Genomic DNA, 14,212 nt, shown 5'->3' on the forward strand with positions numbered 1-14,212 from the left:
AGCGTACGGTCCGTCCGCTCCGAACCCCCGCGTCACTGGTCCACACCAATGTTGGTGGGGGCGTCGAAGGCCTGTTCTCTGGCCCGAGGGGCGCTCCAGCGGCGATAGTGGCACTCTTACGCGCACCTGCCGCCGTACGGAAACCGAGTTGAGGGATCTATGGCCATGAACAGCAGACCCGCCACGCGCCGCACCGTACTGGCCGCCGTCGTCGCCACGGCGGCCGGCGTCGCGGGAGCCCCACCGGCGTACGCGGGCGGGCGGGCGGCCGCGAAGGCGGGCCGCGACGCGTCGAAGATCTCGATGCGCACCTGGAGCCGCTACCGCGACTGGGCGGAGGGCAAGGCCGAAGGGGTGCGCGCGGTCAACGGGAACCGGCCCTCCATCGTCTTCGAGCGTCCGCAGGGCACCGCCGAGTACAAGGACCCGCACACCGGCGAGAGCGCCACCTGGGAGTACGCCACCTGGACCTCGCCGCTGCACAAGTCCGGCGTGCCGGCCGGCGAGGTCATCACGTCCTGGAACGCCCATACGCCCAAGGGCACTTGGCTGCGCATCGAACTCCACGGCGTCTACTCCGACGGCACGAAGACGCCCTGGTACACCATGGGCATCTGGACCGCCGGCGACGGCAAGGACGTTCCGCGGCGTACGTCCGTCGACGACCAGACGGACGACAAGTCCAGCGTGTGGACCGACACCTTCGCCATCGACGACCTGGCCGACGGCCTCCGGCTCGTGGCCTACCAGGTGCGCCTGACCCTCTACCGCGCGATCGCCAGCGGCTCCAAGCCCGCGGTGTGGCGCGTCAGCGCGATGAGCTCGGACGTTCCCGACCGCTTCGAGGTCCCCGCATCGAAGCCCGGCGTCGGTCGCGGCGTCGAGCTGGACGTGCCGCCCTACTCGCAGGAGATCCACAAGGGCCAGTACCCGGAGTACGACAACGGCGGCGAAGCGTGGTGCAGCCCGACCTCCTCGCAGATGATCCTCTCGTACTGGGGCCGGAAGCCGTCCGCCGAGGACCTGTCCTGGGTCAACCCCGACTACGCGGACCCGCAGGTCTGCCACGCGGCTCGCCACACCTTCGACTACCAGTACGACGGCTGCGGCAACTGGCCCTTCAACGCCGCCTATGCCGCCACGTACCGGAACATGGAGGCTGTGGTCACGCGCCTCGGCAGCCTCACCGACGCGGAGCGCCTGGTGGCCGCGGGCATCCCCGTCATCACCTCCCAGTCCTTCATCGAGACCGAACTCGACGGTGCGGGATACGGCACCGCGGGGCACCTGATGACGGTCGTCGGCTTCACCAAGGAAGGCGACATCATCGCGAACGACCCCGCGTCCGACGACAACGACGCGGTGCGGCACGTCTACAAGCGTCGCCAGTGGGAGAACATCTGGCTCCGCACGAAGCGCAAGGACGCGGACGGCAAGGTCAAGTCCGGTACGGGCGGCGTGTGTTACCTGTACTTCCCGACCAGCCTGACCGAGAAGCAGCGGCGGGTTCTCAAGTCCCTCGGCGTGCTCTGACATCCACAGAGACGGGCCCCTCGCACACGTTGCGAGGGGCCCGTTCTGCTTCCGGCAGTCGCCGGTGCCGCCTCGGGTGCGCGGCTTGCCTTTGCCGTTGTGTCCGGGCGGCCGGTACGGATGTGCCGGGCCCGGACGCCGCCAGCGGGCCGTCGCCACCGATGATTCTCTTCGTTCCCGATCGTCTCCACCTGGAGAGCGAAACGGAGAGGTGAGAGATGAGCGTGTTCGTCTTGGTTCCCGGGGCCGGGGGCGCGGCGTGGTACTGGCACCGTGTCGTGCCGGAGTTGCACGCGCGGGGCCATGAGGCGGTCGCCGTCGATCTGCCTGGCGCCGACGAGTACGCGGGGTTGCCCGAGTACACCGAGGCGGTGGTCGCTGCGATCGGCGATCACGATGAGCTGGTGTTGGTGGCCCAGTCGATGGGCGGTTTCACCGCCCCGATGGTCTGCGCTCGTGTGCCGGTGGATCTGCTGGTCCTGGTGAACGCGATGATTCCGTTGCCAGGCGAGACGCCGGGGGCGTGGTGGGGGAGTACCGGATCGGAGGCGGCCCGTGTGGCGGCAGCCGAAGCAGGCGGGTACACCTCGGAATTCGACCTGGACACCTACTTCCTGCATGACGTGCCGGCCGAGGTCGCCGCCGCAGGGGAGGCGCACCAGCGGCCGGAGGCCGATGTCGCCTTCGGCCAGCCCTGCGGCATCGAGCGATGGCCGGAGGTGACGACGCGCGTGCTTGCCGCATCCGAGGACCGGTTCTTCCCCGTGGATTTCCAGCGGCGAGTCGCGCGCGAGCGTCTCGGGGTCACGGCCGATGTCGTCCCGGGCGGTCACTTGGTCGCGCTGTCACACCCCGTGGAGCTGGTCGACCGGCTGATCGGTCATCTGCCCTGAAGCGACGTCGGGCTGTCCCCGTCGGGCGACAGGGCGGTGACGTCACCTCGCATGAACATCCGGGAGCCGGTTCATCGGCCCTTGGCGCTGAGAGCACGCCGAACGATCGCTGTCGCGGTGGGGGAACGATCGGCCCGTCGGCGTCTTACCGGTGGAGAGTCTTCGCGTAGGTGACATCCAGCTCGGCGGCGAGGGCCTCGGCCAGCTGGAGCCTCTGGGCCGGGTCGATGACGATCTGCTCGAGCGAGGCGAGGCCGCAGAGCTGGGAGAGGTCGTTGCCGCGCAGGTCCAGGCCGCGGTACTTGCCGCCGTCGAACTCGGTCAGCCGGAGGTCGCAGTCGTCGATCACGACGCCGCTCAGGTCGGCGTCGGCGAAGGCGGTCTCACGCAGCGAGCACCGGGCGAAGATCACGGGACCGGTGGCCCGCACGCGGGTGCAGGTGCTGTAGTCGAGCCTGCAGTTCTCGAAGAGGACATTCTCGAACGTGACGTCTCGCAGGGCGGCGCCCGTCAGAGTGCAGTCGCGGAAGACGGTGCCGGCGACCTTGCTGTCCGTCCACTGGAGGTCGGCCAGGTCGCAGTCGGAGAACTCCACGGAGTCGACCCGGAGTTGGTCGAGCCAGGTGCGCCGGGACTTGAGGCCGGTGATCCGCCCGTCCATCAGGTGCGTGTCGGCCAGGCTGAGGTCGCGCAGCTCGGCGTCGGCGTAGTGGAACTCCGCCATGCGGCCTCGACCGCTCTCCAACGACGTGACGTCGGATAAGCAGATGCCCGGTGCGTCCAAAGCGGGGAGCGTGACGCTCGTGCGGCGAATCGTGCGGGTGTCCATGACCAGCCTCTCAGCGCGGACCGGGCGCCGGCGCTGCTGGCTGCCCGCAGAAATCGGAAGGGCCCTCGCCGACATCGACGAGCGATGACACGGAGGTCAGTGCGACTCCCCACGCCGCCTCGCACTCCCGCTCGTTCTGCACCGGGCGAGACGTCTCACCCGCAGGGGTCCTGGCGCCGCGTGCCTGTACGTGTCTCGCTGAAGATTCGCCTTCTGGATCACGGCCCGGACAGTACCCAACTCACCTGCCCCGGAAGCGCGGTCGCGTCGAATGGCCAGAACGCTTGCTCAGATCCACCGCCGGGGTGCGTCGCACACCAGGGCTTCTGCAACACGTGGTGGAGCTACGCGCCCACCACGACCCGGAACCGGTCTCGATCCGCGTGCAGTCGCCACAGCTGTTCAGCCAAGTCGCCGGGATCACCGAGGGCTTCACCGGGACCGATCCTGACCGGCACCACGAGGTGCGACACGTGAATGTTCTCCGGGGCGAGTGCCTCATGGAGCATGGTCAGGTAGGCGGCCTCGCCGGCCATCGCGATGCTGGTGCCCGCAACTCTCCCTGCTGGTACCAGCGATGAACCGCCGCTGACGAACAACAGGGAGCCGGTTCCGCGTTCGCGCATGCCGGGCAGCACGGCCTCCACGGCTGTCATGGGGCCGTGGACACTGAACTCGAAGGCGGCTTGTGCCTGTTCCCGTGTGGTCTCGAGCACCGGCTGCAGGTAGTCGGAGGCGGGCAGTGGACTGTACTCGAGTACGTCGATACTGCCGAAGTGCCTCTCAGCTTCGAGCAGTGCGCTGGAGAGTGCTTCGTGATCCCGGACGTCAGCGGTGAAACCGGCAGCGTCCAGACCGTCCTCGCCCAAGGCGGTCGCCATGGTGTCCAGCCGCTCCTGGTTCCGGGAGATCAACGCAATCCGGTGGTCGTGGGAGCCGAAGACGCGTGCGACGGCCATGCCCATCTGCGGGCCTGCGCCGATGATGGCGAGGGTTGGCATGAGACTCCTCGGGTTGCTGGAACTGACAAGGACCCTAGAAGAATGGACAGTCCCGGCCTGTCGCCTGGCCAGATTCGCCGCGACGGGTCCCCTCGCTCGGTCTCACCGAGGCGGATGTCTCGCAGTTGTTCACTCGGCTCCACTGCGACGGAGACTGACGGATGGCTCGTCGCTCGACGCGGACAACCTGAGGTCCGTGATGAACGCCTCGCAGCTGTCAGCCACGGTACGTCTCAGCCAGGGAAGAGAGGCTCGTAGGGCGCGCCCTCCGGCGTGAAGATGAGGACGAAGTTCCCTCCGATTCCCAGCACCACCTCCCGCAGGCGGTCCAAGACGTCCTTTTCAGCAGCAAGGGCAAGGCCAAGGGCGGCGGCTGCACGGTCTCGTCGAGCCTCGAGGTTCGGCACTTCCTCCAGGTACTCCGCCGCGAGCTGACGACTTTCCTCCGCAGTGAACCTCTGACAGCCGCGCCACCATGGGGCGACCAACAGGAGCTGCAGGAGTTCGGGGAAGCCGATCGCCAGCAACGCCGCACCCCCTTCGGAGTCCGCATACAAGACAGGACGTTCCTCGCCACCCTCGCCGCAGAAGAAGAAGGTGCCCCCGGCCCCGTCGCCCGCGAAACCCTCCAGCGCGGCACCCGAGGCGAGGTGGACTTCCTCGACATGGTCGCCTCGGTCCAGGTCGAAGTCCCCCGGCCAAGTGAGAAAACGGGCAGCTTCTTCCTGCTCGCGGACGGCACCGATCAACGAGTTCATGCGCGGGAGCTTAGGCCCGCCCCCTGACAAGCATTATTGAGTAGCGATCGGGGAACCGGCTGAACTGCCCGCAGCGGTCCGTGTGTTCGTTAGCCGTTCTTCTCAGCCTGTCGGTGGAGTACCGCCGCGCGCTCGCATCGGTGGCGGCTCTTCCCCGAACACCCAAGGCGCCAGGACGAGTTCGCGCCCGTCCGGATCCAGATACGTCACCGCGTCGTTGAGATCCCAGTACCGGTACTGCTGCGCGGGCTCGTAGCCGGCCTCGGTGATCCGCCGTGCCACGACATCGCGTGCTGCCTTGCCGGAGAAGTACAGCACCAGCTCCTCGTGGCGGTCCACGGGCACCGGTTCGAGCCCTTCCACCAGTTCGAACGTGGTCGATGCTCCGGGCAAGCCGAAAATCGCACAGCCGAAGTCGTCCGGGCCGGTCTCGGCGGCGTACAGCAACGGCAGCCCGACCACGTCGCGGTAGAAGATCACGCATTCCTCGTACCGGTTGCAGCGCCGCCCGATCCGGGTGGCGCCGACGGCCAAGCCCTCGGGCCAGCTGTTCGTCTCGTTCACGCACACCATCCTTTAGCTGTCTCACTGAAGCGGCCAGGTCCGCAGCCTGATGGAGGCAACCTGCGGAGCACATCCGCGGGCCGCCGGCAAACATCGAGAACTTCGTTGCAGCGCCCTCCTCAGCGCACACTCCTTCAGCGACCTGTCGCTCAACCGGTCGGCCAGTCTCCGCGCCCGGCCAGATGCAGCACCAGGGCGGCGATGTTCCAGGCATCGTCGTCGCCCCGGTGGTGACGGCCCTCCAGGGGGAGGCCGGCCACCGTCAGCGCCTGGGCCATTCCGGGGCGTCGGCCCAGGCCGTGGGAGGCGGTGAAGGCTGCCTTCGCGTTGGTGTGACGGCGGCCGAAGGGATACCTCGTATCCGTGTTCCGGCACTGGCGGGTGAACTGGTTCCGGTCGTAGTCGCCCCAACTGGCCCATGGCAGCAGGCCCGTGCGGTGCCGGTCCGCGAGTGCCCGGCACGCCTCGGCGAAGGGCAGCCCCTGGTCCACGTCGGTCTGCGTCAGCCCGGTCAGCCGCGTACAGAACGGGCTCACGCTCGATCGTGCCGGGCGTACCAGCAGCCGGTGCTTTGCGACGCGCTCGCCCACGCGCAGGTCGACGACGGTGAGCCCGATCTCGATGATCTCGCTGACCTGGCCGGGCGGCGGCCGTCCCTCCCAGCACGTCGCTTCGACATCGACCACGTTCAGCAGGTGCTCGTCCACGTCCCCGTCCACGAGGAGTGAGGATAGGGACAGCCTCGCGCCAGGTCATCCGGATTCGGGCCTCCACCGCCCGCCGGCCCACGCCCGCTACACGGCGGCAGAGCGCGGACCTGCCGCTCCTGCTCACGGTGATGCTCCGACTCGGCCTCGACGGACCAGGCGGCACGATCGCTCGTCCGGTTCGAGAATCCGTCTCGAGCCCGTGTGGCGGTGACCCGCGCTGCCACTTTTCGGTCAGGATCACTCTGGGGCAGCCGGCTCGTGATCGCTCTCGCCGACCTGGCTCACATCAGGTAGTGGGCGTCCCGGTGCCGTGTTGGACTGGGCAGAGTGTTGATCATGACGATGCCGATCGGCGTCGTGGTGCGGCACCGGACATACCCGGTCGCTCCCATGGCCTGACATCGAGGATACGGAGGCAGCCGGTGGCGGACCCGCGAGACGACGAGCAGCTCGCCGGACGCCTGGTGGCCGTGACCGCGTTGGGAATGGTGCTGATCGTTCCGCCGCTGCTGGCGCAGTTCGACCGAACGGACCGGGTCTTCGGCGTCCCGATTCTCTGGGCCTACCTGTACATCGTCTGGGTGATCGTGATCGGCCTGGTCGCCCTCATCAGCGGCAGATCGAGGTAACGCCGTGCTCCAGACCTGGGTCATCGTCGTCATTTCGGTGGGATACCTGGGTCTGCTCTTCGCTGTGGCCTCTTTCGCCGAACGGCGGGCGGACACCGGCCGAAGCGTGATCAACAACGCCACCATCTACGCGCTGTCCCTCGCGGTGTACGAGACCGCGTGGGGCTTCTACGGCAACGTGGGCACGGCCGCCACGGACGGAGTCGGCTTCCTGTCGGTCTACCTGGGGCCGATGCTCATGTTCGCGCTGGGCTGGCTGGTGCTGCGCAGAATCATCCGCGTCAGCCGGCGGCTCCGGATCACCTCGCTGGCCGACTTCGTCTCCGCCCGCTACGGCAAGAGCGCCGCACTGGGCGGTCTGGTGACGATCATCGCCGTGGTGGGGATCGTTCCCTACATCTCGCTGCAGCTGAAGGCGATCTCCAACACCTTCGAGATCCTTCGCCGGCATCCCGACATCACCTCCACCTCGGAGCTGGGCAACGTCCCGCTGTTCCAGGACACCGGGTTCTACGTGGCGCTGCTGCTCGCCGCGTTCACCATCCTCTTCGGCACCCGGCACCTGGACACCACTGAACGCCACGAGGGCATCGTCGCCGCCGTCGCGTTCGAGTCCGTGGTCAAGCTCGTGACGTTCCTCGCGGTCGGGATCTTCGTGTCCTTCTGGGTGTTCGGGGGGTTCGGTGACCTCTTCTCCCAGGCCGCGGACGCCGATCTCACCGGGCTGTTCACGGTGCGGGAGGAGACCGGCTACGGCGAATGGGTCTGGCTCAACGTGCTCTCCATGCTGGCGATCGTGCTGCTGCCCCGGCAGTGGCAGATGATCGTCGTCGAGAACGTCGACGAGGGGCACCTCAAACGGGCGATGTGGCTCTTCCCGCTGTACTTGCTCGCGATCACCTTCTTCGTGCTTCCGATCGCGGCCGGCGGGTTGCTGAAGTTCGGCAAGACCGTCGACGCCGACACCTATGTCCTGGCCCTGCCGATGGCCGAAGGCCCCCAGGTGCTCGCGCTGCTCGTCTTCATCGGCGGCATCAGTGCGGGCACCAGCATGATCGTGGTCGAGACGATCGCGCTCAGCACGATGGTGTCGAACTCACTGGTGATGCCGCTTCTGCTGCACACCAGGTCCCGGCTGGCGCACCGGGCCGACGTCGCACGGCTGGTGCTGGGCATTCGCAGGGCGACCATCGTGCTGGTGCTGCTGCTCGGCTACACCTACTTCCGGCTCGCCGGCGAGGGGCCGGCGCTGGGATCGATCGGCACGGTGTCGTTCGCAGCGGTGGCACAGTTCGCGCCCGCGATCCTGGGCGGCCTGTTCTGGAAGGGCGGCACCCGCCGGGGCGTGCTCGTCGGCCTGCTGGCGGGGTTCGCGGTATGGGCGTACACGCTGCTGCTGCCGATCTTCGCCGACGCCGGGTTGCTGCCTGCCTCGTTCGTACGTGACGGTCCGCTCGGGATCGAGCTGCTCCGGCCGGAGCACCTGTTCGGTCTGTCGGGAATGGACTCGATCAGCCACGCGATGTTCTGGAGCGCACTTCTGAACATCGGCGGATACGTCGTGGTCTCACTCGCCGGCAGGCCGGACGCCGCTGAGCGGGTGCAGGCCATGCAGTTCGTCGAGGTCCTCGCGGAGCCCGTCAGGGAGCGGCGCCGCTGGCAGTCCCGTGCCACGGTCGGTGAGCTGGAAGCGCTGCTCGAGCGCTTCCTCGGGAGGGACGGCGCTCAGCGGGCCATGAGCTCCTACCCGGGAAGAAGCCCCGAGTCGTCGGCATCCGAAGCGGCCCCGGAGCTGGCCCATTTCGCGGAAGCCCAGCTCGCCGGTTCGGTCGGCGCCGCGTCCGCGCGGCTTGCGGTCGACGCGGTTGCCGGAGAGGAGCACATCGGCACCGACGACGTCATGGAGATGATCGGTGAGGCGTCGCAACGGGTCGAACTGGTGCGGCGGCGGCTGAAGTTGCTCTACGACGCGACCGGGGGCATCGGCACGACCCTGGATGTGACCCAGACGGCCGAGGAACTGGCGCAGGTCGCGGTCCCGCGCGTCGCCGACTTCGTCACCGTCGACCTGGCCGAGTCCGTGCGGCGTGGTGACGAACACGGGGCGAACGGCACCGGCGTCAGCACCGACGGCGTTGGTACGCGCATGCGTCGCCTGGCATCCAGCGGCATCCGCGATGACGCTCCGCTCTTCGACACCGGCGACATGATCACTTTCGTGCCGTCCTCGCCGACGGTCCGCAGCCTCGAGAGCGGGCAGGCGGTTTTGGTGCCCCGTCTGGGTGATTCCCCCGGGTGGCAGGCGGTGGACCACGCGCGGGCCGCCCGCATCCTCGAATACGGAATCCACTCGCTCATCACGGCGCCGCTGCCCGCGCGCGGCACGATGCTGGGCGTCGTCAACTTCTGGCGCTCCGAGAAGCCCGAGCCCTTCGAGCAGGACGATCTCTTCCTCGCGGCCGAACTGGCCGCCCGTGCCGCGGTGTCACTCGACAACGCCCGCCGCTACACCCGCGAGCACGGCATGGCCGTGGCCCTGCAGCGGAGCCTCCTGCCCCGCGCGCTGCCCGAACAGAACGCGGTCGAAGTCGCCTCCCGGTACCTCCCCGCGCAGGAGGGGGTCGGCGGCGACTGGTTCGACGTCATCCCGCTGCCGGGCGCCCGGGTCGCGCTGGTCATGGGCGACGTCGTCGGGCACGGGCTGCATGCCGCCGCCACGATGGGCAGGCTGCGCACCGCCGTGCACAACTTCTCCTCCCTGGATCTGCCGCCCGACGAACTCCTCGGCCACCTCGACGAGTTGGTCACCCGCATCGACCAGGACGCCGTCGCGGCCGGTGACGACACGGCCATCACAGGCGTCACCTGCCTGTACGCCGTCTACGACTCCGTCTCCCGCACGTGTGCCATCGCCAGGGCCGGCCACCCGACGCCCGCGCTCACACACCCCGACGGCACGGTGGAGTTCCTGGACGTACCGTCCGGCCTTCCACTCGGCATCGGCGGACTGCCCTTCGAGTCAACCGAGTTGCCGCTTCCCGAGGGCAGCCGGCTCGTCCTCTACACCGACGGCCTCGTCGAGCGCCGCGACCAGGACATCGACACCGGGCTCCTGCTGCTCCGCGAGACTCTGGCGCGCGCGGACCAGGCGCCGGAGGAGACCTGCGACGCCTTGCTGGACGCCCTGCTGCCGGACGTCCAGAGCGACGACATCGCACTGCTCGTCGCCCGTACGCGCGGGCTGGCTGCCGGGCAGGTCGCCGAGTGGGACCTGGAGTCGGACCCCGCCGCCGTTCGCCGCGTGCGCGGCGCCGTCTCCGAACTCCTCGCGGAGTGGGGGCTGGAGGAGCTCGTGGACACCACGGAGCTGATCCTCAGCGAGCTGATCACCAACGCTATGCGCCACGGCACAGGGCCCATCAACGTCCGGCTGCTCCGCGACCGCACGCTCTTCTGCGAAGTCTTCGACCACAGCAGCACCTCGCCGCATCTGCGCTACGCGGCCAGCATGGACGAGGGCGGACGCGGCCTGTTCCTCGTGGCCCAGCTGGCCGAGCGCTGGGGCACGCGCTACATCAAGGACGGCAAGGTCATCTGGGCCGAACAGACGGTGCCGCCCGGGACGCGTGGCAGCTGACCGGCGCCGCCCCGGACGGGTTCTGCGGGCGCCCTAGCCCGGGGCGATCAGGTTGCGGTCATGAGGAGTGCTCGTGCCGCGGGCGGGCGCGCCGGCGGCACGTGCTCGTAGGACCAGAAGCAGCAGGCTCAGCACGGCGACCGCGTAGGACGAGTAGTACGCCTCGTCATACATGAGGGCGGGCACTCCGTCCGTCTCCGTTGTGAACAGCCCCGTCTCCGCACCTCCGATGAAGGTGGCCGCACCTGCCACGTGCGGCACGAGCAGGGCGGCGACCCGCAGTTGCAGCGCCGACCGTCCGAACATCGCAAGGACGAGAAGCAGATAGGGAAGCAGACCCACGTAGGGATCCTGCGCACTGTAGGGCATGCTGTTGAAGGCGAAGAGCAGTGCCACCCCGGTGACCGCGAGCAGAGTGCCGCGCACACCGATGAGTTGGGCGCCTCGTCGCGGTCCCGGCGAGGCGATGAGCGATATGGCGGCGATCAGCCCGGTGAGCAGCAGCGGCGGGTCGAGCATGTCGCTCCAGTAGCCGTTCACGACGTCAGAGATGCGGAAGCCCAGCGCCATGACGGCGAGAGCTGCGGCTGTGGCTGCGGAAGCCCACCGCTTCCCCGCCAAGCCCGCCACGGTCACGATGGTCCAGCCGACGACGTAGAGGCTGACCAGTATCCGTGTCGGATCGAAGGGGACCCCGTCGAGTCCCCGAGGGTCGAAGTCTCCGTCGGCCACCACCGCGATCATGGGGTTCGGGCTGCAGGCGAGCATGAGCAGCGGTGCTATGAGGCTCACCACCGCCAGCGCGTCGCTCCATTCCTGGCCGAAGGCGCTCTGCAGGTGCCTCCAGCGGACCTTCAGGCCGCCGCGGACCAGATCGATCCGCTCGGCCCAAGTGATCCGTTGCTGACCAGGAGCGGCACAGGCGAGCAGCACGGCCAGCATCTCCTCCTCGTGCACGTGGCGATGAGGCCGCGGATAGACGCGCATCAGCCGGCGGTAGCGGTGCTCCAACGTGCTCATGCCGTCCCTCCGGCCAGGCCGTGCCGCCCGCGGAGTCTTGCGGTGGCGATCGTGGCGTTGGCGCGCATCCGTTCGACTTCGACCTCGAGTCGGCTGGCGCCCGTGTCGGTCAGCCGGTAGTAGCGGCGCAGCCGACCGGCGGTCGCCCGCTCCGCTACTACCGTGCGCATGTCGCCGGTTCGGCCTCGCAGCGATCTCCCACGCCCCCCGGGCGCGCGAAGCGCCCGGTCTCCGTGCCACCTCGGACGGCACCCGCATCCGCCGCCCCGTCGAGGCTGAACTGGCTGGACGCCCTTCGCGGCATCGCGGCGATGATGGTGGTCCTCGACCACTCCTCTTCGGCCTTCCTTCCTGAATTCCGCAGGAATCTGATGCCGTGGTTCGACTGCGGCCGCTACGGGGTCATGCTCTTCTTCCTGGTCAGCGGGTACGTGATCCCCGCTTCGCTCGAGCGCCGGGGCAGCGTCCGGGCTTTCTGGATCGGCCGCGTCTTCCGCATGTACCCCCTGGGGATCACTGCTGTGGCCGCCGTAATGGCGCCGTACCTGACGGGCCACGCCCAGCTCCACACGCACCTACCGGACCCGTCGCCGACCGGCTTGGTGGCGGCCGTTCTCGCGCACGTCACCCTGCTCCAGGAACTCCTGGGCATCGAGAGCGTCCTGATCGTCCTGTGGACCCTCTCCTACGAGGTGGCCTTCTACCTCCTCGTCGTCGCTCTCTTCACCCTCCGCAGGCACCGCAGGTCGGTCCCGGTCGCCATCGTTCTGGCGGTACTGGCCGTACTTGCAGCCGCCACCGGCGTGGTCGCAGGCACCCTGCAACCCTCAGCGCTGTCAGTCGCCTTGGGCACCGTCCCGCTCACCGTCGCCGCCACCACGATCCTGGTGGCGGCCGTGTGCTGCTCCGCCGCGCGCAACAATTCACTGCGCATGAGCGGTGCCGTCCTGGGCGCGGTACTCGCGCTCGTTCTGGTCGTCTTCAACGGCACCGTGCCCTCCTGGGAGGGCCTGGTGATCCTCGCGGTGATGTTCCTGGGCACCGCCGTCTACCGGGCCGAGCACGCGCAGATCCCCGACCGGAGCGCTGCCCGGGCCGCCACTGTCGTGCTCTCCTGCGCCCTGGTCTGCGCCTTTGCCTACGGTGACGGCACCTTCAACGCCCGTGGATGGATGGTGGCCTTCGCGCTGGCCATGCTCACCTTCCGGGTCGCACGGGCAGTGCGCCACGGGCGTGTGCCGCGTTGGCTGACCGGACTGGGCACGATCAGCTACTCGATCTATCTGCTGCACCCGGTGCTGCTGTCGGTCGTCGGCACGATGGCCGGCCGTCCGGAACACGACAGGCTTCTCCTCGAACTGGGCTTCCTCGCCGTGCTGCTGCCGCTGTGCATGGTTACCTACCGGTGCATCGAAGTACCCGGGCAGGGATGGGGCCGGAAGCTGGCACGTAGGAGTGGGTGATCACTGCCCCGCTGTGCGAGAGCGTGCCCCCGGCCGCCATAGGTTGGTGCCATGCTCGACTCAGAGGACGTCCGCAGTATCGCGCTGTCCTTGCCGGAGACAGTGGAGAAGGAAGCGTGGAGCATGCCCACGTTCCGCGTCGCCGGCAAGATGTTCATCACGGTCCCCGACGATGAGACGTCGTTCGCCGTGCGCTGCCCCAAGCACGAGAGGACCGAACTGATCGCGGCGGAGCCGGAGAAGTTCTGGGTTCCGCCGCACGAGGCAGGAACCCACTGGGTGCGCGTCCGTATCGCTGCACTTGAGGATCGTGACGAGATGCGCGACATCCTCGTCGATTCCTGGAAGCAGGCCGCCCCTTCCCGTCTGCTGGACGCTTTCGGCGACCTCGATTCCGGTGAGGGCCCGGGGGCGCGCTGAGCCTCCTTCTGAGTCCGAAGCCGTGTCGATTCGGTGGGACGTCGTTCGTGTAGAGGGTGAAGAGCCGCGGCGGACCCGGCCGCTCCTCAAGGGCGACGCTGCGGATGCCGTCGCCCGGCTGAAGGAGGAACTGGACGAGAACCTGATCGTGTTCGGCAGCGGAGTGCTGGTCCGGTCGCTGCTGCCGCACGGCCTCATCGACGAGTTCGTCCTTCTGATCCATCCACTGGTCCTCGGTTCGGGACGCCGCCTGTTTTCCGAACCCGGCTTGGAACGGTCCGTGTTCCGGTTGGTGGAGTCCACGGTCACCGGCACCGGCGTGATCGTCGCCGCGTACCAGCCCGCTGATGCGGCCGGCTGAGGGTACTGGGGCCCCGCCTTACGGAGACCGCGGTGATCTGACGCTACGACGCGACGGGGCTCTCGATCAGCGTGATGCGGTTGCCGTCCGGATCGTGCACAGCCGCGAACCGGACCTGCTGGGCGCCCAGTTGGACGTCACCGGGCTCGATGCTCCGCTCCGCGAGCTCCACCAAGGTCTCGTCCAGGTCGTCGACGGCGAGGTTCAGGAGTGTCGACCCCGCGTGCTCCGGCGATTCGAAGACCTGGACCCAGCCGCTCGGTGCCACGTGCCAGTCGGCCAGCCCCGGCATCGGCCTGGTGTCCGGCCGGCGGCCCATGAGGCGTTCGTACCAGCTCACGGCGACCTCGATGTCGCGAACCGGAGCGACTGCGAGCACGTGCGAGAAGATCAT

Annotated in this window: 15 protein-coding genes; 7 read left to right on the forward strand and 8 right to left on the reverse strand. The window is 68.5% G+C overall.

The annotated features are described in order from the left end of the window. The first annotated feature begins 165 nt into the window (after nt 1–165). Together H5J26_RS02730 and H5J26_RS02735 are read left to right on the forward strand one after the other, a co-directional pair. Nucleotides 166–1,533 (forward strand): peptidase C39 family protein, encoded by a 1,368-nt coding sequence (locus H5J26_RS02730; RefSeq protein WP_181764030.1) that lies wholly within the window; start codon nt 166–168, stop codon nt 1,531–1,533. A 218-nt stretch (nt 1,534–1,751) separates the two neighbouring features. Next, a complete protein-coding gene (locus tag H5J26_RS02735) occupies nt 1,752–2,426 on the forward strand; it encodes an alpha/beta fold hydrolase (RefSeq protein WP_181764031.1) in 675 nt (224 codons plus the stop codon). 145 nt (nt 2,427–2,571) lie between these two features. Here H5J26_RS02735 and H5J26_RS02740 read toward each other — a convergent pair whose 3' ends face one another. The 5 genes from H5J26_RS02740 to H5J26_RS02760 all read right to left on the reverse strand — a co-directional run bounded on the left by H5J26_RS02740 (nt 2,572) and on the right by H5J26_RS02760 (nt 6,297). Further along, on the reverse strand, nt 2,572–3,255 hold the full coding sequence (locus H5J26_RS02740; RefSeq protein ID WP_181764032.1) for a pentapeptide repeat-containing protein: 684 nt from the start codon (nt 3,253–3,255) through the stop codon (nt 2,572–2,574). Nucleotides 3,256–3,599: 344 nt separating this feature from the next. Beyond that, nucleotides 3,600–4,256 carry an SDR family NAD(P)-dependent oxidoreductase gene (locus H5J26_RS02745; protein ID WP_181764033.1) on the reverse strand — a complete coding sequence of 219 codons (657 nt, stop codon included), beginning with the start codon at nt 4,254–4,256 and terminating at the stop codon, nt 3,600–3,602. Nucleotides 4,257–4,489: 233 nt separating this feature from the next. Beyond that, on the reverse strand, nt 4,490–5,014 hold the full coding sequence (locus H5J26_RS02750) for a hypothetical protein (RefSeq protein WP_181764034.1): 525 nt from the start codon (nt 5,012–5,014) through the stop codon (nt 4,490–4,492). 102 nt (nt 5,015–5,116) lie between these two features. Further along, entirely contained in the window at nt 5,117–5,578 is a 462-nt protein-coding gene (locus H5J26_RS02755) for a VOC family protein (protein WP_210770940.1), read from the reverse strand. Between the two features lie 149 nt (nt 5,579–5,727). After that, nucleotides 5,728–6,297 (reverse strand): 3'-5' exonuclease, encoded by a 570-nt coding sequence (locus H5J26_RS02760; RefSeq protein WP_181764036.1) that lies wholly within the window; start codon nt 6,295–6,297, stop codon nt 5,728–5,730. Nucleotides 6,298–6,710: 413 nt separating this feature from the next. On the opposite strand from H5J26_RS02760, the gene H5J26_RS02765 reads away from it, so the two are divergent. Next, on the forward strand, nt 6,711–6,917 hold the full coding sequence (locus H5J26_RS02765; protein ID WP_181764037.1) for a hypothetical protein: 207 nt from the start codon (nt 6,711–6,713) through the stop codon (nt 6,915–6,917). 4 nt (nt 6,918–6,921) lie between these two features. Next, nucleotides 6,922–10,554, forward strand: a complete 3,633-nt coding sequence (locus H5J26_RS32370; protein WP_419183746.1) for a SpoIIE family protein phosphatase — start codon at nt 6,922–6,924, stop codon at nt 10,552–10,554. A gap of 33 nt (nt 10,555–10,587) precedes the next feature. On the opposite strand, the gene H5J26_RS02775 is transcribed toward H5J26_RS32370, so the two are convergent. Both H5J26_RS02775 and H5J26_RS02780 read right to left on the reverse strand, forming a co-directional pair. Beyond that, on the reverse strand, nt 10,588–11,574 hold the full coding sequence (locus H5J26_RS02775; RefSeq protein ID WP_181764038.1) for a hypothetical protein: 987 nt from the start codon (nt 11,572–11,574) through the stop codon (nt 10,588–10,590). Further along, nucleotides 11,571–11,744 (reverse strand): hypothetical protein, encoded by a 174-nt coding sequence (locus tag H5J26_RS02780; RefSeq protein ID WP_181764039.1) that lies wholly within the window; start codon nt 11,742–11,744, stop codon nt 11,571–11,573. Before H5J26_RS02780 ends, H5J26_RS02775 begins: the two co-directional genes overlap by 4 nt. 63 nt (nt 11,745–11,807) lie before the next feature. Between H5J26_RS02780 and H5J26_RS02785 the strand changes: the two genes are divergently transcribed. The 3 genes from H5J26_RS02785 to H5J26_RS02795 are packed head-to-tail and all read left to right on the forward strand — an operon-like array spanning nt 11,808 to nt 13,818. Further along, the gene (locus tag H5J26_RS02785) at nt 11,808–13,037 is read left to right on the forward strand and encodes an acyltransferase (RefSeq protein ID WP_309237749.1); all 1,230 of its coding nucleotides are present in this window, start codon (nt 11,808–11,810) and stop codon (nt 13,035–13,037) included. Nucleotides 13,038–13,088: 51 nt separating this feature from the next. Next, nucleotides 13,089–13,457 carry an MmcQ/YjbR family DNA-binding protein gene (locus tag H5J26_RS02790; protein ID WP_181764040.1) on the forward strand — a complete coding sequence of 123 codons (369 nt, stop codon included), beginning with the start codon at nt 13,089–13,091 and terminating at the stop codon, nt 13,455–13,457. A gap of 22 nt (nt 13,458–13,479) precedes the next feature. Then, nucleotides 13,480–13,818, forward strand: coding sequence for a dihydrofolate reductase family protein (locus H5J26_RS02795; protein WP_181764041.1), 339 nt, complete (start codon nt 13,480–13,482; stop codon nt 13,816–13,818). Between the two features lie 43 nt (nt 13,819–13,861). Here H5J26_RS02795 and H5J26_RS02800 read toward each other — a convergent pair whose 3' ends face one another. Continuing rightward, nucleotides 13,862–14,212, reverse strand: coding sequence for a VOC family protein (locus H5J26_RS02800; RefSeq protein WP_181764042.1), 351 nt, complete (start codon nt 14,210–14,212; stop codon nt 13,862–13,864).

Source organism: Streptomyces albidus (ex Kaewkla and Franco 2022) (genome assembly GCF_013870515.1).
Classification (GTDB): Bacteria; Actinomycetota; Actinomycetes; order Streptomycetales; family Streptomycetaceae; genus Streptomyces; species Streptomyces albidus.